Source organism: Streptomyces sp. NPDC001851 (assembly GCF_040297165.1).
GTDB lineage: Bacteria > Actinomycetota > Actinomycetes > Streptomycetales > Streptomycetaceae > Streptomyces.
In genome coordinates, this window is the sequence record NZ_JBEOYR010000035.1 from 60,354 (window position 1) to 77,918 (window position 17,565).

15 protein-coding genes are annotated in these 17,565 nt (G+C 69.3%); 10 read left to right on the plus strand and 5 right to left on the minus strand.

The genetic code is table 11. From position 1 onward, the window contains the following. Positions 1 to 55 precede the first annotated feature (55 nt). Positions 56 to 994, minus strand: a complete 939-nt coding sequence (locus ABT171_RS36505) for a hypothetical protein (protein ID WP_351250713.1) — start codon at positions 992 to 994, stop codon at positions 56 to 58. Positions 995 to 1,663: 669 nt separating this feature from the next. Between ABT171_RS36505 and ABT171_RS36510 the strand changes: the two genes are divergently transcribed. From ABT171_RS36510 to ABT171_RS36525, 4 genes are all read left to right on the plus strand, one after another. Beyond that, the gene (locus ABT171_RS36510; protein ID WP_351250714.1) at positions 1,664 to 2,848 is read left to right on the plus strand and encodes a permease; all 1,185 of its coding nucleotides are present in this window, start codon (positions 1,664 to 1,666) and stop codon (positions 2,846 to 2,848) included. A gap of 425 nt (positions 2,849 to 3,273) precedes the next feature. Continuing rightward, positions 3,274 to 3,567, plus strand: coding sequence for a hypothetical protein (locus ABT171_RS36515; protein WP_351250715.1), 294 nt, complete (start codon positions 3,274 to 3,276; stop codon positions 3,565 to 3,567). An 86-nt stretch (positions 3,568 to 3,653) separates the two neighbouring features. Next, positions 3,654 to 4,100, plus strand: a complete 447-nt coding sequence (locus ABT171_RS36520) for a DUF6153 family protein (protein ID WP_351250716.1) — start codon at positions 3,654 to 3,656, stop codon at positions 4,098 to 4,100. A gap of 94 nt (positions 4,101 to 4,194) precedes the next feature. Further along, positions 4,195 to 5,115: a DUF8832 domain-containing protein gene (locus ABT171_RS36525; RefSeq protein WP_351250717.1), complete on the plus strand. Its 921-nt coding sequence runs from the start codon at positions 4,195 to 4,197 to the stop codon at positions 5,113 to 5,115. 283 nt (positions 5,116 to 5,398) lie between these two features. On the opposite strand, the gene ABT171_RS36530 is transcribed toward ABT171_RS36525, so the two are convergent. After that, on the minus strand, positions 5,399 to 6,238 hold the full coding sequence (locus tag ABT171_RS36530) for an SDR family oxidoreductase (RefSeq protein WP_351250718.1): 840 nt from the start codon (positions 6,236 to 6,238) through the stop codon (positions 5,399 to 5,401). A gap of 92 nt (positions 6,239 to 6,330) precedes the next feature. Here ABT171_RS36530 and ABT171_RS36535 point away from each other — a divergent pair, with 92 nt between their 5' ends. Continuing rightward, a complete protein-coding gene (locus tag ABT171_RS36535) occupies positions 6,331 to 6,702 on the plus strand; it encodes a winged helix-turn-helix transcriptional regulator (RefSeq protein ID WP_351250719.1) in 372 nt (123 codons plus the stop codon). 158 nt (positions 6,703 to 6,860) lie between these two features. Here the strand turns inward: ABT171_RS36535 and ABT171_RS36540 are convergent, their stop codons facing one another. Beyond that, positions 6,861 to 7,457, minus strand: a complete 597-nt coding sequence (locus tag ABT171_RS36540) for a TetR/AcrR family transcriptional regulator (protein WP_351250720.1) — start codon at positions 7,455 to 7,457, stop codon at positions 6,861 to 6,863. Between the two features lie 388 nt (positions 7,458 to 7,845). On the opposite strand from ABT171_RS36540, the gene ABT171_RS36545 reads away from it, so the two are divergent. The 5 genes from ABT171_RS36545 to ABT171_RS36565 all read left to right on the plus strand — a co-directional run bounded on the left by ABT171_RS36545 (position 7,846) and on the right by ABT171_RS36565 (position 14,170). Next, on the plus strand, positions 7,846 to 10,365 hold the full coding sequence (locus ABT171_RS36545) for an ATP-binding protein (RefSeq protein WP_351250721.1): 2,520 nt from the start codon (positions 7,846 to 7,848) through the stop codon (positions 10,363 to 10,365). 555 nt (positions 10,366 to 10,920) lie between these two features. Next, entirely contained in the window at positions 10,921 to 11,655 is a 735-nt protein-coding gene (locus ABT171_RS36550) for a chitinase (RefSeq protein WP_351250734.1), read from the plus strand. A 192-nt stretch (positions 11,656 to 11,847) separates the two neighbouring features. Then, complete coding sequence (locus ABT171_RS36555) at positions 11,848 to 12,672, plus strand: thaumatin family protein (RefSeq protein ID WP_351250722.1); 825 nt, start codon at positions 11,848 to 11,850, stop codon at positions 12,670 to 12,672. A gap of 49 nt (positions 12,673 to 12,721) precedes the next feature. Further along, entirely contained in the window at positions 12,722 to 13,609 is an 888-nt protein-coding gene (locus ABT171_RS36560) for a glycoside hydrolase family protein (protein WP_351250723.1), read from the plus strand. A gap of 132 nt (positions 13,610 to 13,741) precedes the next feature. Then, positions 13,742 to 14,170: a septal ring lytic transglycosylase RlpA family protein gene (locus tag ABT171_RS36565; RefSeq protein ID WP_351250724.1), complete on the plus strand. Its 429-nt coding sequence runs from the start codon at positions 13,742 to 13,744 to the stop codon at positions 14,168 to 14,170. A 764-nt stretch (positions 14,171 to 14,934) separates the two neighbouring features. Here the strand turns inward: ABT171_RS36565 and ABT171_RS36570 are convergent. Next, entirely contained in the window at positions 14,935 to 16,458 is a 1,524-nt protein-coding gene (locus tag ABT171_RS36570; RefSeq protein WP_503078092.1) for a protein kinase domain-containing protein, read from the minus strand. Positions 16,459 to 16,899: 441 nt separating this feature from the next. Continuing rightward, the gene (locus tag ABT171_RS36575; RefSeq protein WP_351250725.1) at positions 16,900 to 17,547 is read right to left on the minus strand and encodes a TetR/AcrR family transcriptional regulator; all 648 of its coding nucleotides are present in this window, start codon (positions 17,545 to 17,547) and stop codon (positions 16,900 to 16,902) included. Positions 17,548 to 17,565 lie beyond the last annotated feature (18 nt).

Here is a 17,565-nt window from a genome sequence, read left to right on the forward strand (position 1 = left end):
AGCACCAAGGTTGCGGCGCCTGGGACCTGTTCGGTCGTTCAGTGGCGTTCAGTTCCTAGTCGGGGCGCGCCTCGGCCCTGTGCACCAGGCAGATCAGCCACATGCCCAGGAAGAGAACGACGGAGTACAAGCCGACCGCCAGCCAGGGCGCCGGTGCATCCGTCGCCCACAAGGCGAGGGGCAGTGCGCCGGCGCACGCGGCGCTGACGGGGGCAGCGTGTCGGTAGTGGCTGCGCGGCGGGTCGTAGCGGTCGAGATCCAGGGGTGAGGAGGGGAAGAGGACCGGCTTCTCGGCCAGGAAGACACTCTCCCTGGCCAGTTGCCCGGCCTTTCGGCCCGCCTGCGCGCGGAAGTGGGAGTACCGGTCGACGTAGGCAGGAGGAGCAGCGGGATCAAGGCCCGGCGGAGACATGACCTCCCAGCCCTCACGGTGTGCTTCTTCGTAGGCTGCGGCGATCTGCCCGGCCAGTTCCCGCCACCCCTCGACACCCGTGACCTCGGCCAGACCGGCCAGGCGAGGGAGTACCTCGCTCATGGTGTGTTTGTTGTTCTTCTCGTGGGCCTCGCGCTCGGTGAAAAGCAGGATCAGGCGGCGTAGATAGTCCGTGAGATCGACCCAGCAGGCCTCTGGACCGTGGCCGAACTTCCGCCTGGCGTTGGGCAAGGAGTGATCGAGTTCGGCGAGCAGTCGCTCAGCGGCGCGCAGAGCCCGGTAACGAGCGTGGTCCTGCTTGGCCTGTACCTCGTCAGCGAGTACTTGCAGGCGATCTGCCTTCTGCGCGGCGATCGCCATGGCTTCTTCCGCCTCACCCTTCCTCGTGGGCAGCGCCCTGCTTCCCGAAGCCTTCAGATGCTGATAGGCCAAGACCCATCTCAGCTCCCAGTACTCGACATACTCGGGCTCGGCCCCCTTGGACTCCAACAGCCTGCGCAGCGTGTCAAGCGCCACGAGTCTCTGGCCGCTGCAGACCCTGGACAGTTCCGAGGCGCTCAAAAGCGCTCCCGAGGCTCTGTAGGAGCTCCCCACAAGTTCTCGTAACTCCCGGGCGAACTCACGCATGTGCGGATCACGCCCGGCCACGTCCAGGCTCTTCCGCGGCCGACCCTGTCGCCGGGCCGGCGCTTCGTCATCGTCCCTGCCGGGACCCCCCTGTCCTGACATGGCATGAGGCTACCCACGGTTCCACGACAGGAAGCAAAAATCCTGACCAGCGCTTTTGTCCAGGCACCAAAGCTCACCTTCCCCCGCTGACGCGGCGCGGATACCAAGGTGTGGGCCGGATCGGCAGGGTCGCTGAACAGCCGACGGGCCATCCAACCACTCGCTCCGGAAGGACACCATGGGTAAGAAACGTCAGCGCCCGCATTCCGACCGCATCCTGGACATGATCGTCTTCCTCTCGATTCTGGCTGCTGGTGTTGCGTTCACGCTCCTCGGCGTTCCGGCAGACTCCATAGCCGGCACAGCCGCGGCCCTCGCAGCGCTCTACAGGGCATGGACGACCACACACGAGCGGCAGTCTCCGCCCCCTGGCGGCCCGGCACCGGACGACCGTGCCGACTAGGACTTGCCGACCGATCAGGTGACTGCCTCACGCTGAGCCATACCCCCCAGGGGTACGCTCGGTAGAGAGACGAGCCGCCACGGGGAAGGGTGCGCATCATGGATGCGATCGGGCACGCGCTGTTCATCGCCGGATCGATGACCTGGGAGATCACCTGGGCACTGATCCTCGGCTTCACCCTGTCGGCCGTGGTGCAGGCGGTGGTGCGCCGGGAGACGGTCGTACGGCTGCTCGGGGACGACCGGCCCCGCACGCTCGCCCTGTCCGCAGGGCTCGGTGCGGCCTCGTCGTCGTGCTCGTACGCGGCCGTCGCCGTCGCCCGCTCCCTGTTTCGCAAGGGGGCGGACTTCACGGCGGCGATGGCGTTCGAGATCGCCTCCACCAATCTCGTGGTGGAACTGGGGGTCATCCTGGCGCTGTTGATGGGCTGGCAGTTCACGGCAGCCGAGTTCGTCGGCGGCCCGATCATGATCGTCGTACTCGCCGCACTGTTCCGCGTGTTCCTCCGTGAGCGGCTGCTGCACCGGGCGCGTGAGCAGGCCGAGCGCGGGCTGGCGGGGTCCATGGAGGGTCATGCGGCGATGGACATGTCCGTGCACGGTGAGGGCGGCTTCGCCCGTCGGCTGTTCTCCCGCGACGGACTCACCTCCGTCTCGCACATCTTCGTCATGGAGTGGGCCGCGATCCTGCGCGACCTGGTGGCCGGCCTGCTGATCGCCGGCGCGGTCGCCGCCTGGGTGCCGGACGACTTCTGGCGTGCGTTCTTCCTTGAGGGCCATCCGCTCGCAGCCAAGCTGATCGGGCCGCTCGTCGGACCGCTGGTGGCGATCGCGACGTTCGTGTGCTCCATCGGCAACGTCCCGCTTGCGGTGGTGCTGTGGAAGGGCGGAATCAGCTTCGGCGGCGTGATCGCCTTCATCTACGCGGACCTGCTGATCCTGCCGATCCTGAACATCTACCGGAAGTACTACGGGGCGCGGATGGCGGCGTTCCTGCTGGGCACGTTCTTCGCCGCGATGGCGGTAGCCGGTTACGCCGTCGAGTTCGCGTTCGGAGGTCTGGGCCTCGTCCCCGACCAGGCGCGCGCGAAGATCCCCGAAGAGGGCGTCACCTGGACCTACACGACCTGGCTCAACATCGCCTTCCTGCTGCTGGCCGCCGCCCTGGTCGTCCGCTTCCTGCGCACCGGCGGCCCGGCGATGCTGCGCATGATGGGCGGATCGCCCGACCACACGGAACACGAGCACGACCACGCCCGTATGCACAACGGACACCACCACTGAGCCCGTCTCCCGCTCGCCGCCCAGGATGACGCCGATGACAAGTCCGGAGCAGCACTCCGCGCGACCGCCGGTACGCCGGTGGCGGGCGCTGCTCGTGCTCGGGATGTTGCGGGCCTGTTCGGCATGCACGCTCTGGCCCCCGGAGGGCTCACCCCGGGCCGTACGCACACCCGCTCGCAACTGCTGTCATGGCCGGGCAGGACGATGGCGCCGACGGCCACCGCGGCGGACACCATGCCCAGCACGCAGACTCGACCTGCGCCTCGCGCACGGGAGTCGGGGGCCGGAACTTCCCGCCCTCATGTCCGATCTCGTTGCAGTGCCTGTGCACGACGACGCCACGTGCTCAGCCGCGCCCGCGGCACCAGACGGCGCAGGCGCGCCTCCGTCTCCGGCTCAACTCCGACCGGCGTGAAGGTCTGCGAGTGGACTGGCAGGAGTCGGCCCCCGCTGCCGCCCGGTCCGTGGAGGACACCAGTGGCGCGGTCGCACCCGCAGCATCGGCCTCGCCGCGACGCAAACACCTCACCTGGGCGGGCATCACGGTCCTCGGCATCCTGGCCGTGACCGTCCACGTGGGCCTGGCCGGCGCGATGCCGTCCGCCCCGCGCTGGACGGACTGGGCCGTCGGCGCCGTCCTGCTCGCCGTGCTCCTGAAGACCACGGCCGTGACATTCCCGGGCCGGGTGAACCGCCGCAGCCGACGCCAGGCTGGGTGATCACGCCGCTTTGTGGCGCTTCAGAGGTCCCTCGCTCGGCCCGCTCCCCTGGAGACCTGTTCGCACGCCCCCGTAAGGTGTAGTCCGTGATCGCCACGCAGCCCGTCCCCATCACGGCCGGGGCCCGCCACCGCCGAGTGGTGCGGCCGGCTGTGCTGGTCGCGGTGCTGCTCGGGCTGTTCCTCATGCACGGCGGACCGGCGGCGGCCGCCGGCGGCTGCCACGGGGCCATGCCTGAGATGGCGGTCATGCAAGCAGTACCTGCCTCGATGTCCGCGCACACCCATGACCATGCCAAGGCGGCGGGGGAAAAGGCCACCACGCATGCGGACGGGACCATGCGGGGAGCGCTGTGCCTGGCAACCACGCCCCGGTCCGAGATCCCGCCGCCTCCGCCCTTCGCGGTCGCCTTCGTTCTCCCGGCCGCCCTCCTGCTGCCGTGGGCCCGACGGACGTACGGCGACACCCGTCGCCGGGGTCCGCCGGTCGGCGGGCGCCCCCTCCTGCTCCAGGTGTGCATCGCGCTGACGTGACCAGACCTCCGGGCTCCGGCTCATCGCCAGGGTCCGGCACAGGCCTCACGTTCACCCGCGCCACGTCACGGCGCCCACCTGGAAAGACATACCCATGTCCAAGCGTTTCCGGACGACTCGCCATGCTCTCGCGGCAGCCGCCGCCACCGCTGCCCTCAGCCTGACGCTGTCCGCCTGCGGCTCCGGCACCAACTCGGACCACACCTCCGCCATGCCCGGCATGGACCACAGCGCCTCGCCCTCCCCTTCGGGGTCGTCCGACGACATGGCGTCGATGCCCGGCATGGGCCCCGCGTCCACCGGCAACGGCCTGGCCGACACGAAGGACGGCTACCGGATGACCTCCACGGCCGCCACCCTCCCCGCCGGCCAAACGGCGGACTACCGCTTCACCGTCACCGGCCCGGACGGCAAGCCGGTCACCGCCTTCGCCGTCGACCAGACCCAGCGGATGCACTTCTACGCCATCCGCTCCGACCTCACCGGCTTCCAGCACCTGCACCCCACCATGGCCCGCAACGGCACCTGGACCGCGCCGCTCGCCGCGCTCCAGCCGGGCACCTGGCGGCTGTACGCCTCCTTCACCCCCGACAACGGCGTCGGCAAGGGCAAGGACTTCGTCCTCAGCCGCACCGTGAAGGTGCCCGGCACGGCGATGCCCTCGCCCCTGCCGAAGGCGTCCGACACCGCCACCGTCGACGGCTACAGCGTGACGGTGAAGGGCGAGCCGATGGCGGGCATGGCCCACCAGCTGACCGCCACCGTCGCCAAGGACGGCAAGCCGGTCACCGATCTCCAGCCCTACCTCGACACCTACGCCCACCTGACCGCCTTCCACCAGGACAACCTGGCCTTCGCGCACCTCCACCCGACGACCAAGGTGAACGGCGACCACGGCGGGCCGACCCTGAACTTCCACGCCGAGTTCGCCCAGTCCGGAGACTGGCGGCTGTTCCTGCAGTTCCAGACCGGCGGCAAGCTGCACACCGCAGCCCTCACCCTGCACGTCAGCTGATCACGCCCCTTGCTGACCGCCCGGCCCGTCCGCCCTGCTGGGGGACGGGCCGGGCGCGCGCAGCATCAGCGTGGGCTCGCGCCCGCGGTGGCAGAGACCGACAGGGCCAGAAACAAACGGCCACGCTCCGCGCGGGCGCGGTGCCCGGCGATCCAGGCCGTCTGCCCGCTCCTGCGACGCGAGCCGGAGGCATGGGCGCCTTCCGCGAGCCTGCGCGGCCCAGTACCTCGCGCGCCGACGACGGTGGCACTACGGAGGTGGGCGGCCTCGTGCGGGTTCTGCCTCAGCGGAAGGCGGCGATGTTGCGGGCGACCCAGCCGTCGAAGGGGCGTGGGGCGCGGCCGAGGACTCGTTCCACGTCCGGGCTGATCCGCAGTTCGGCGGGGTTCGGGGCGGAGATGATGTCCAGGGTGTCGTCGGCGAGTTCCGCCGGCACGAACCGGGTCATCGTGGCCTTGGCCTCGTCACGGGTGAGTTCGTGGAACCGTACGGGCGAGCCGAGCGCGGCGGCGATCGCCTCCGCCTGCTGACGCGGCGTGATGACCTCCGGCCCGGTCAGCTCGTACACCCCGCCGGTGTGCCGGTCGTCCAGCAGGCAGGCCGCCGCGACCTCGGCGATGTCCGCCGGGTCGATGACCGGCACCCCCACGTCGCCGAAGGGCGCGGCGACCGTCCCTTGCGTGCGGACGGACTCCGCCCAGGCCAAAGCGTTGGAGGCGAAACCGCCCGGTCGCAGGACGGCCCAGTCCAGGCCGGACTCCCGCAACGCGTCCTCCACCGCGCGCATCGCGACCCGCGACGGGCCGAGCGGCCTGGTCGCCACGCCCTGCGAAGACAGCAGGACGACCCGGCGGACCCCACTGGCCGCGGCCAGGCCGATGATGTCGGCCGGCCTGGCTTCGGGAGCGTGCAGGTCTCCGGACAGCAGGAGGAACAGGGCCTTCGCCCCGTCCAACGCGGGCGTGAGGCTTGTCGGCTCGGCCAGGTCGGCCGTCACATGCCGGACTCCGTCCGGCATCGCCACCGCGTGCCGCGACACCGCCGTCACCTGCTCGCCCGCCTCGGCCAGGGCCTGCGTCAAGGGTCGGCCCACATTCCCGGTAGCCCCGGTCACCACGATCATGTTCAGCTCCTAGTCCGTTGTGCACTGCGATAATTAACGCTAGGAGGCGGGCTTACTTTTCGTAAGAACATACCCAGAGGTAAGCTCCCGACATGAAGGAAGGTGCGCAGCTGACGCAGGCGGAGACAGGCCATCGGTATGAGGTGTTTCACACCGACTGCCCCGCGCGAAACGTGGTCGACCACGTGACCAGCAGATGGGGTATCTGGGTGCTGATCTCCTTGCGGAGCAACGACCTTCGGTTCCACGAGCTGCGCGACAGCATCCAGGGCATCAGCGAGAAGATGCTCGCTCAGACCCTGCGCGCGCTGGTCCAGGACGGCTTGATCTGGCGGAAGGTGGAGCCGACGACGCCGCCCCAGGTCACCTACGGGCTGTCCGAGTTCGGTCGGGACGTCAGCGAGCCGCTGACGGACTTGTTCAACCGGATCACACAGCGGCTACCGCCGCGCACCCGGGGATAGTGCGGTAGTGGTCGGCCTCGAAGGCGAACCCGGCGGGACCGCCGCGCGGGGAGGCCCACGAAAGTGGCGCCGGTCTGCGGGAGCTTGAGGGGCTGGGCCGTCCGTCATGACCGCAGGCGCTCCAAGGCTCCCCGGGTGACTGGCAGGTCGATGGTCGGTCAGGGCAGGCCGGCGGCGTCCAGCCCGGAGCGCAGCAGGGCAAGCAGGTCGGCCAGCGCCGCCGGCGGATCCGGTTCGAGCGTGACGAGCATCACTGCGTCGATGATGAATCGGGCCACTGCGCGGATCCGCAGGTCGGGAGTCTCCAGGCCGCGGTCGGCCGCGAGCGCGTCGGCCAGGGTGTCCGCGTGCCGTAGCCACATCTGCTGCCAGTGGGCGCGCAGTGCCGGGGTGCCGTGCACGAGCGCGAGGAACGCCTCGAACTGCTCCCGGTCCGGCGGATCCGCCGTAGGCAGTGACATCAGGTACTCCTGCACCGCGTCGAGTACGTCACGGCCAGGAGAGCGCTGAGCGACCGCGGCGACGAGGCCGGCGTCGATCTCCGGCTCCAGGTCGAAGAGCAGCGCTTCCTTGCTGCGGAAGTAGGAGAACAGGGTCGGCACCGAGACATCGGCGGCATCGGCGATCTCCGCCACGGTGACCGCGTCGTAGCCGCGTTCGAGGAACAGCCGCAAGGCCGCGTCGGCCAGTGCCCGGCGGCTGCGGGCCTTCTTGCGCTGCCGCAGGCCGGGCGCTGAACGGTTCGGTTCGGTCACATATCGAACCTAACAGGTTCCATAGCGATGCAAAATCTTAAGTGGCTTAAAAACTTCAGTGGTTGAGGAATCGTCAGCTGCTGTGCTTCACTCGTGCCGCCGGCCGCCGAGGTCGGCCCACGGACCGGATGGGCTCCGAAGGGTGTGATCAGCCATACCCATGCGCTCACGCCCGGCAGGCGGCAGCGAAGAGGTCCCTCGAAAGTCCCGTTGGCGATGCCGCCCTTCATCCACCGCGTCGCCCGAGAGCCAACAGCGTTCAGCGTCGGTGAGTCCGAGTGACAACCGACCGCTGCAGGTAAACGCCGCCTGAACACACCACCGCCCACTGCTGAGACGCCGCAACGGGGAAGTAGGAGATCCCGCCGTAATTCGAAAGGAGTATCAGGTGCAGCGCGACGTAGATTCCCATGGGATTCGGCTTGAATCACCCGAGTTCTCTTGCGATATGTGCGGCGACCCGATTCGCCGACGCCCCGCAGATGGCATCGCGGCCAGGAGGAAGCGTCCGCGATACTGCTCGAACGCCTGCCGTCAGCGCGCCTACCGTCAGCGGCTCAAGGACGACGGAATGGGCACGTCGACTGCGACCGGGATAACCCGTTTGAGCAGTTTCATCGGCCGCATCGATGAGCTGGTGGAGCTGAAGCGGCTGGTGCGCGCCACACGACTGCTGACCCTGACAGGGCCCGGGGGTGTGGGCAAGACACGCCTGGCAGTGGAGTTGACCGCCCTTGAACAGCGCGGCGGACGCTGTGAAGTCAGCCTTGTCGAACTGGCGTCCGCCACCACAGGGGAGCAAGCGCGGCAGCGGATCACCGAAGCGCTCGTGGGAACCAGGGAAGCGCATGCCCCCATGGTGGGGGCGCGGAGCGGGACGGGCTCCGACCGCGATCGGCTTCTGGTGCTCGACAATTGTGAGCATGTGCTCGACGACTGCGGGCTGGCCCTCAGCGAGTTACTCCCTCGCTGTCCGGGCCTCCGCGTCGTGGCCACCAGTCGTGAACCGTTACGGTTGCCGGGCGAGACGGTGTACTCGGTGGGCGGTCTCTCCCTGCCCGATCCCGATGGCGGCGGATCACTCGACGGCTTGCTGCGCTCGGACGCCGTCCGGCTCTTCGTCCACCGGGCTCAGGCCGTCTCCCGCGGATTCCAGCTCACCGAGGACAACGCCGTACACGTCGTCGCGTTATGCGCCAGGCTGGACGGGCTGCCGCTGGCGCTGGAGCTGGCGGCCGGTCTCGTGCGGGCCTTTCCGCCGGGCGAGATCCTCCATCGGCTGGACGACCGCCTTTCCCTCCTGACCTGCGGATGGCGTACGGCGGATCGACGTCACCAGAGTCTTCGCTCGGCCATCGAATGGAGCTATGACCTGCTGACGCCCCAGGAGCGGTCGCTGTTCCGGTCACTGTCGCTGTTGCCGGGCGGGTTCGGCGCGGATGCCGCCGCGGCCGTCGCCGCGGACCATGACATACCCCCGTCGGCCGTGCCACAGCTGCTGGCCGGCCTTGAAGCCAAGTCCCTCATCGTCCCCGGTGCCGACCGGGCAGGCTCCGCCCGGTTCCAGATGTTGGAGTCGATCCGGTGTTACGGACACGAACGGCTCCGTGCCGAAGGCGAGGAGATACGGGCCTACGACCGTCTCGTGGACTGGCTTGCGGAACTCGCGCGCCCGTTCCGGGAGGCAGCGCTCACGCCTGCCATGACCTGCCGACGGCTGGACGAGGAACGCGACAATCTCACGTCCGTGCTGCAGTGGTTGAGCGTGGGAAGCGACCCGCGCCAGCTCCTCCTCGCCGGGGCGCTGGCCCTCGTGGACATCAACCGGGGGTGCACGGCGGAGTCCCGGACGATGCTGGCCGGAGCGTTGGACCGAACGGATCCGGGGGCGGCCGACCGCAGCATCGCTCTGTGCATGCAGGCGCTGCTCATCGCGTGGGAGGGGAACGCCGGCGAAGCGGTACAGCTCGCGCTGCGGGCCGTGACGCTGGAGCGCCGGCGCCCGCAGCGCCGCGATCATCTGATCTGCCGCATGCTGCTGGTGCTGAGCCTGGCCCGGACGCAACACGGCGACCAGAGCTCGGGGGCCGATCTCGAGGAGTGTCTGGAGATCAGCCACCGGCTCGGCGATCGCGTCATGACCGCGTTCTGCCTGATCCTCCTCGCCTGGCAGTTGCTCGGCGCCGGTGACACGGTCCAGGCGGTGCGGCTGGTTGACCGAGCCCTCCCGATCCTGCGGGGCGAGGCCAATCCGGTCCTGCTACGGGTGATCCTGCACACGGCCGGCGTCCTTGCCCTGGAACGGGACGACTGCGCTGCGGCGGAGGCGTACTTCGCCGAGGCGCTGGGGGACACGGACCACGTGAGCGACGCGGCTCACCTGGGCGCGGCCGGTCCCGCGCTCTGGGGACTGGCTGTCAGCGCGGCGCGGGGCGGTCGGTTCGAGCGGGCGCTGCGGCTGTTCGCGGCCGTCGAGAGGTACGACGTGTCCGCGGCCCTCGTACTGCCTCCCTGGTTCCGGGCGCGGGTGGAGGAGGCGGCGGCCACTGCACTGAGGGCGCTGCCCAAGGCACGGGCCGAGGGTGCGCTTGCGGCAGGGCGCCGGCTGGGTCCACGACAGATCGTGCACTACGCACGGGACGGACAGCCGGCAACCGCACCCGATGGGGACGACCCGCTCAGCCCGCGCGAACGGGAAGTGATCGACCTGGTGGCTGCCGGACTCACCAATCGACAGATAGCGGCCCGGTTGTATCTGTCGGTTCGCACCGTCGAGACCCACGTCCGCAACATCCGCACCACACTCGGACTGCGTTCCCGTACCCATGTCGCCGCATGGTCCGCACGGCGGGCGCAGGCCGTGCCCACACGCACCGAAGGTGGGGCCGGAGCCGGGTCCGTGGTGTAGCGGGTGTTCGTCACCGCGGACCCCGTCCGCTGATGCGTCGCTGACGAGCCGGGGCGGCAGCCGAGCCGCCGGGGTGAGGAAGGCACGGCGGCCGGCGCCGCCATGGGGAGATGAGTGACCCCTGGCGGCGCCTCTTTGTGCGACTCGTACGTCGTGCTGTTGTCGCTGTGGCCGATGCCAAGGCTGCGAGGCCGCCCGATCCGCCGACGCGTCATGTCTTCCTCCACGGCTCCGAGCCGCCGTCCTGTGCCACCGGCGGCGGCGCCCGCTCGGAGGTCGCATGCCCCAGGTCCAGCGCGACGGGGCTGCGGAGACGGGACCGGTGTCCGCGTCACGTCGGCGTAACGGTGGGCATTGCCGATGCGGCGGCTCTCCGGGCTGAGGATTCTTGTACGCGCAGTTCGATCCCGTGGCGGTGACCGGAAGGAAGAGGCCCGCCTGCTGATTCGACGCCGCCCATGTCCGGCGCATGCGGGCGTGCAGCGGTGGTCGCGCCGGAAGCGGATCGTCCTCCCCATCCAGGCACCCTTCGAGGAGCTCCCCGTGCGCATTGTCATGTCCACTACGCACATGGCCGTGGCCGCCGCAGCCCTGGTGGCCGCCGCATCGACGGTTGTCCTTCCCGCCACTTCTGCCACAGCCGTGACCGCAAAGCCCGCGGCGGCCTCGGCCGACTTCGTCGTAAGCCAAGCCCAGTTCCAGCACATGTTCCCGAACAAGAACCCGTTCTACACCTATGCCGGGCTAGGGAGCGCGATGAACTCCTTCCCGGCCTTCGCCCACACGGGCAGCGACACGGTCAAGAAGCAGGAGGCGGCCGCCTTCCTGGCCAACGTCGGCCACGAGACCGGCGGCCTGCGGTACACAAAGGAGCAGAACCCCGCCAACTACCCGCACTACTGCGACGCGAGCCAGCCGTACGGCTGCCCGGCCGGCCAGGCGGCCTACTACGGCCGCGGACCGATGCAGCTGAGCTGGAACTTCAACTACAAGGCAGCGGGTGACGCGTTGGGCGTCGACCTGCTGCACAACCCGAACCTCGTGGAGACCGACGCCACCGTCTCGTGGAAGACCGCGCTGTGGTACTGGACCACTCAGTCGGGTCCCGGCTCCATGACGCCGCACAAGGCGATGGTCAGCGGTGCCGGATTCGGCGAGACGATCCGCAGTATCAACGGCGCGCTGGAGTGCAACGGCCAGAACCCCGCCGAGATGCAGGACCGCGTCAACCTCTACCGGCAGTTCACGCAGACCTTGAATGTCGCCCCCGGAGACAGGCTGACCTGCTGATCGCGCCGGTGGCGGCGGTCCGCCACCGCCACGCCGCATCGCACGCTGCCGCACCCACCGTGGTGCCCGGCCGACAGGCGACACCCGTGGCCCCAGGAGGCCGGCACTCAACCGGCCTCCCCCTGCGCCTTGCCGCGGTCGCCTTCCCGCGCCCTTCAGAACCCGCCCGTTGACGTCATCCGGCGAGGAATCATGCGCAGAACACCTCTGAAGATCCCCCTGCGACTTTCCCTGACAACCCTCCTGACCGGCCTGGTCGCCGCGATCGCAGCAGCGCTGCCAGCGGCCGCACCGAGTACGGGCGCGGGTGCGGGTGCTCCACGCTCCGTCGCACCGGCTGCCGCGGCGGCGGCCGACCACACGGTCACGTTCGTCAACAGCACCGGCAGGAAGATCTGGATCGGCAGCACTGTCAACGCCGACGAGTCGAAGAACTTCGACAAACTGCCGATCCTGGAGCCCGGCCAGTCGGCGACGGTCACCATTCCCGAGACGGCGGCGCCCGGCCATTGGCGCGGAAAGTTCTTCGCGCGCATGGGATGCACCGGGACGCCGGGCAGCACCTTCCACTGTGCGGTCGGGGACTGCGGCAAGTTCGCCGACCATTGCGCCCAGGGCACCGGAGAACAGCCCGTCAGCCTCGCCGAGTTCAACTTCGACTCCAAGGACGCCGTCGCTCCCTGGTACGACGTGAGCTACGTGAACGCGTTCTCGGTGCCGATCACGATCGCCCCTCGGAACGTGAGTCCCGGCGGTGGCGGGTGCGGCACGGTCGGCTGCGCGAACAACCTGCTGCCGAACTGTCCCGCGGACAACCTGACGCGCTGGGCGGACGGCAAGCCGATGCTGTGCACCAACCCCGACCGGGACGCCAAGACGGCCTACAGCGACATGATCGCCTCCCATTGTCCGAAAGCCTATGGGTGGTCCCGGCAGGACCAGGAGCCGGGCAACAAAGTGATGCAGCAGTGCAGCAAGTGCAGCGGCTTCCTCGTGACCTTCCACCATGCCTCGTGACCTTCCACCATGCCTCGTGACCGCGGACCACGCAGCTCCCTGGCCGTGAATGCGGCGTGACGAGCGGCCGGACGAAAAGGAAGAAGCCGTGCGAAAAACACCCAACTTACATGGTCTCGCCGCGATTCTGGCGGCTCTGACCCTGCTCGCGTTCGGCAATCATGCGGGCATGTCCACCGGCGCGGTGAACGCGTCCTCCGCCACGGTGAAGAAGAAGGGCGTCAGCGCCTGGAACTTCACCGGCGTCACCCATGCGCTGGCCGACTCGAAAGCCGGTTGGTTCTACACCTGGTCCTCGGGCAAGCAGCAGATCACACCGCCGTCCGGGGTCGAATTCGTGCCCATGATCTGGGGCAAAGGCTCGGTGACCGATGCGGAACTCGGTCAGGCCGAACAGCAGGGCAAAACCCTGCTCGGGTTCAACGAGCCCGATATGCCGGGGCAGGCCGACATGACGGTGCCCCAGGCGCTCGATCTGTGGCCCCGGCTGCAGTCGACCGGCATGCGCCTCGGAGCGCCGGCCGTCGCCACCGGCGCCGACGTCGCAGACGGCTGGCTCGACCGCTTCATGAAGGGCGCCGCCGGCCGTCACTACAAGGTCGACTTCATTCCCCTGCACTGGTACGGCGGGGACTTCGACGCCACGCATGCGACAGCCCAGCTGCGGAACTACCTCCAGGCCACCTACAACCGCTACAAGAAGCCGATCTGGCTCACCGAGTACGCGCTGATCGACTTCTCCACCGGCACCCCGAGGTATCCGACACAGGCGCAGCAGGCCGCGTTCGTGGAGCAGTCGACCGCCATGCTGCAGGGGCTGCCGTTCGTCGAACGGTATGCGTGGTTCACCCTCTCCACCAGCCGCGGTGACGGCACCGGACTCTACAACGGTGCGACGGCCAACGAGGTGGGCGCCGCCTATCGCGCGGCCGGCTGAGAAACAGCCCCGCCCGCCATCCGGCAACAGCCGGGCCGGGCGCACGCATGCCGCCACGGACCCGGAGCACATCGCTCCCCTCAACCGATCCACCACGCCGTGAAACGAAGCCACAGGAAACGAGGAACGAGCATGAGCAAGCGAAAGCTCTACGTCCCCCTGGCCACAGGGACCGTAGCCCTGACCGCCATACTGGGGCTCTCCCCGATGAGTTCGGCCGCGCCGAGGGCCCCGCAGGCCGGGACCTGCTGGGCGACGCACTACGGTCCCATGCCCCCCGGAGCCCTCACGGCCAGCGGCGAGATCTTCGACAACAACAAGAACACCGCGGCGACCTCACTGACCCGCAATCCGCAACTGCCGTTCGGGACCCGCGTGCAGGTGACCAACGTCGCGAACGGCAAGTCCCTCGTCGTGCGCGTCAACGACCGCGGCACCTTCCAGCAGACGCCGCAGGAACCGAAGTGCCTCGACCTGACCGACGGCGCCTTCGGCCGGCTCGGCGGCAGCCTCAACCCCGACGCCGGCCACATCGTGGTCCAGCAGAAGGTCCTGAACTGATCCCGGGCTCTCGATCCACTGCCACCCATCCACCGCTGCGGCGCGCACCACACCACTCCCGGGAGCCACTTCTTCGTGCGGCTCCAGAACGGTGACGAGGGACTTGGCTTCACCGGCCAGGGCACCACGACGGTTCCGTCCGGCTCGCACGGAAGACCACTCGGCGCGGCCGTGGAAGACGGCGGCCGCGCCGAGTTCCGCCCACGCACCGTTCCACCCTGGGAGTACGCACCGCCGGAACACCCTGGCCGACCGCACTGCCTACCGCCCCCGCGTCGGCGTCGGCGTCCTCGAACGCTGCCACGATGCGGACGGAAGTCATCAAGCCGACCAACACCGAACGCGCGAACATCCTCAACTACTCGCTCAGGCACATAGGCGTCGGGTAAGCGACGAAACCCGGCAGCCCCCAGGGCACCTACTGGACCCAGGACTTCGGCGCGAAGTTCTGAGCCGGCTCCGCGGCCTCCCTCCCCTCGGGGGGCCGCGGGTCGTTTGCCGGTCCTCGCTGCATATACCGGGCAATTCACCCCGCCCAGGGTGTAGGTGATGTCGCCGCCGCACTCGACACCCCCGCCGCGCTCGACGAGGCCGCCGGGATGGTGTCCGGACGGCTCGGAGACGCGTCCCGCGACCTGCGCCGCTGGGCGAAGCGCGATGCCCCGCACACCCGCGGACTCGTGCGGGCCCCGGTCAGGGTCAGGTGAAGCACGGTACTGCCGATTGCGCGTACGAAGGGAGCCGTGCGCGCTCGCCGGGCACTCTCACCGGCGGGTAGCGGTGACCTTCACGCTGCACTGCAGATCAGCGAGGTAGACCTGGGAGTGTCCGCTCGGGTCGAGCTTGAGCGGGCCGCCGCCTTTGGAAACTGTGCCAAGGTCGACGGCCTCTCCGTTCGCGGCGTCGCGTAGATCAAGCCTGCAGTCGTCAGCGCCGTTGAAGTCCAGCACTCCCACGGATATCGGTCCCCGCGGACTGAAGGCTTCGGTGTCGCCCGTGCCGTACTCGCGGGTGAAGGGTGGCACCGCCGCTCCCGCTCCGGATCGGTGGACCACCTGGCAGCCCGAGTTGTTGGCCTCCCAGCGAAACGGTCCTGAGGTGTGTGCCAGGAACGACTTGGTGCCGTAGTTCTCAAATACCTGCTGCCGACCGGTTTCGGTGTTGGTCAGCGTAACGGTGCAGCCATTGTCCCGGGCCCCGATCTGGTCGCTGACGATGAGCCGCCACGGGGACGCTGCGGTGAAGCCTCCGGATGCGTGGCTGCTTCCCTTCCCGGACGGCTTGCCCTGCGAAACCTTGGCGGGGTCAGTGTGGTCCGGCAAGAGCTGGGCCGCGGCTGTTGCACCAGCAGCGAGGACTACGGCCACACCGGCGGCCAATGCGACACGCCGGCGCCGCGGGTGTTTCGCTGGTGTGACACCCGTGAGGCCCGGCACCGCTCCGTGCGCCGACTTCGCGCCGCTCTGCAGGCCGGAGAGCACCCTCTCCACCTCATCCCGCATCGCCTCGGCGGTAGGGAAGCGGAGCGCCGGGTCCTTGCTCAGCGCCCGGGCCACCAGCGCGTCCACCGCCGGGCTGATCGCCTGGTTGATGCCGGATGGCGCCGGCGGCTGCTCCTGGATGTGCTGGTAGGCGACGGAGAAGGCGGTGTCCCCGTCGAACGGCGGTCGGCCGGTGAGAAGTTCGAACAGCATGCACCCCACCGAGTAGAGGTCGGTTCGGGCGTCGACGCTCCTGCCCAGCGCCTGCTCCGGTGCAAGGTACTGGGGGGTGCCCACCACCGCACCCGTCCGCGTCACGGACGGTGCATCGGACTGCAGCGCGCGGGCGATGCCGAAGTCCATCACCTTCACCACCCCGCGCGGGGTGACCATCACATTGCCCGGCTTGATGTCCCTGTGGACCAGTCCCTGTTCATGGGAGGCGGCCAGCGCCGAGAGCACATCCGCGGTGATCCTCAGAGCACGGTCGCAGGGCATCGCGCCGTGCTTGTCGATCTCCTCTCGGAGCAGTGCGGACAGCGACGCGCCCTCGACGTACTCCATGACGATGTACGGCACCGGGCCGACGTCCGGAACGACGTCTTCACCGCTGTCGAACACCGCCACGATGTTGGTGTGGCTCAGCCGCGCCACCGCCTGTGCCTCGCGGCGGAACCGTTCGCGGAACGACGGCTCGTGGCCCAGGCCGGTGTGGAGCGTCTTGACTGCCACCGGGCGCTCCAGCACGGAGTCGTGTGCGAGGTGGACGGTCGCCATCCCGCCCTGGCCCAGCAACTGCTGCAGCATGTACCTGCCGTGGCCCACCGTGCGCGATCCGGCGCCCGCTTCACCCACAGTGTCATCACCCATCGGCCTCAACATCCCCCTCGCGCCGGACCGCGTTCGCTGCGTGCCCGGGTCCGCAGACCACCGGGCGGCCCCCGCTCGCCCCGAAGGAGCACAAGATTATCGGCACGGACAACCGGACCACCGGCCGCCGTGACCGACGGGTCGGCGCCGCGGACACCGTCAGGTCTGTACGTCGGGGTAGTGCCGTGACGGACAGTGAGAATGGGACGGGTGGTTCTGCTGGTGAGCCCGACTTATGCCGCCGGGAAGTGGGACGAGGACGGCCTATGGCGCCGGGACGATTGAGCAGCCTTGGCCTTCGGGCGCGATGCGGGAAGGTGACGAGGCTGGGTGTACGGCTCGGTCTGGGCGGGATGACCGCCGAGTGAGATGTTCGCGTCAGGCGGTGGCGTAGTCGGACAGCGCGGGCTCCAGCAGGCCGAATGCCTGGGTGGCTTCGGCAGCGATGACGCGGGCGATCTCGTCGCCGGCGTGGCCGGCGAGGGTGAGGGTCTGGATGCGGTGGAACAACACGCGGTGGACGGTGCCCAGCAGACCGGCGGCGGTCTGGACGGTGATGTCGTCGGGCTCGGCGCCGGTGACTTCGGCGAGCGTCTGAGCGAGGTGGCGTTCGCGCTGCTCGTGCAGAGCCTGCAGACAGGTGGTCAGGGTCGGACTGTCAGCGATCATGCGGGCGAATTCCTGGCCGCAGAACCCCGCGACCGGGTCCTGGTCGGCCGCGGCGCCGGCGAACGCGCGGCGCAGGGCGGCCAGCGCCGACTCACCCGGATGCCGGGCGGCGACGGCTCGGGCCAGGGAGGTAGCGAACTCCTCCTGGTGGTCCAGGGCGAGGTCTTCCTTGCGGGCGAAGTAGTTGGTGACCGTCTTTTTGGCGACGCGGGCGGCGGCGGCGATCTCGGCGATGGTCGTCCGCTCGAAGCCCTGGGAGATGAACAGCCTGGTGGCGTGGTCGGAGATGAGCTGCCGGGTCTCCTGCTTCTTCGTCTCGCGCAGTCCGGCGGCGGGGACGGACGTCTGGGTAGCCATGGCACAATCTTACACCCG

What these genes read in the sequence shown, in the direction of transcription:
- ABT171_RS36575 (WP_351250725.1), bottom strand. Translation starts at nt 17,547, where the DNA reads ATGGCTACCCAGACGTCCGTCCCCGCCGCCGGACTGCGCGAGACGAAG.
- ABT171_RS36530 (WP_351250718.1), bottom strand. Translation starts at nt 6,238, where the DNA reads ATGATCGTGGTGACCGGGGCTACCGGGAATGTGGGCCGACCCTTGACG.
- ABT171_RS36565 (WP_351250724.1), top strand. Translation starts at nt 13,742, where the DNA reads ATGAGCAAGCGAAAGCTCTACGTCCCCCTGGCCACAGGGACCGTAGCC.
- ABT171_RS36550 (WP_351250734.1), top strand. Translation starts at nt 10,921, where the DNA reads ATGTCCACTACGCACATGGCCGTGGCCGCCGCAGCCCTGGTGGCCGCC.
- ABT171_RS36525 (WP_351250717.1), top strand. Translation starts at nt 4,195, where the DNA reads ATGTCCAAGCGTTTCCGGACGACTCGCCATGCTCTCGCGGCAGCCGCC.
- ABT171_RS36555 (WP_351250722.1), top strand. Translation starts at nt 11,848, where the DNA reads ATGCGCAGAACACCTCTGAAGATCCCCCTGCGACTTTCCCTGACAACC.
- ABT171_RS36510 (WP_351250714.1), top strand. Translation starts at nt 1,664, where the DNA reads ATGGATGCGATCGGGCACGCGCTGTTCATCGCCGGATCGATGACCTGG.
- ABT171_RS36535 (WP_351250719.1), top strand. Translation starts at nt 6,331, where the DNA reads ATGAAGGAAGGTGCGCAGCTGACGCAGGCGGAGACAGGCCATCGGTAT.
- ABT171_RS36560 (WP_351250723.1), top strand. Translation starts at nt 12,722, where the DNA reads ATGCGGCGTGACGAGCGGCCGGACGAAAAGGAAGAAGCCGTGCGAAAA.
- ABT171_RS36570 (WP_503078092.1), bottom strand. Translation starts at nt 16,458, where the DNA reads ATGCTGCAGCAGTTGCTGGGCCAGGGCGGGATGGCGACCGTCCACCTC.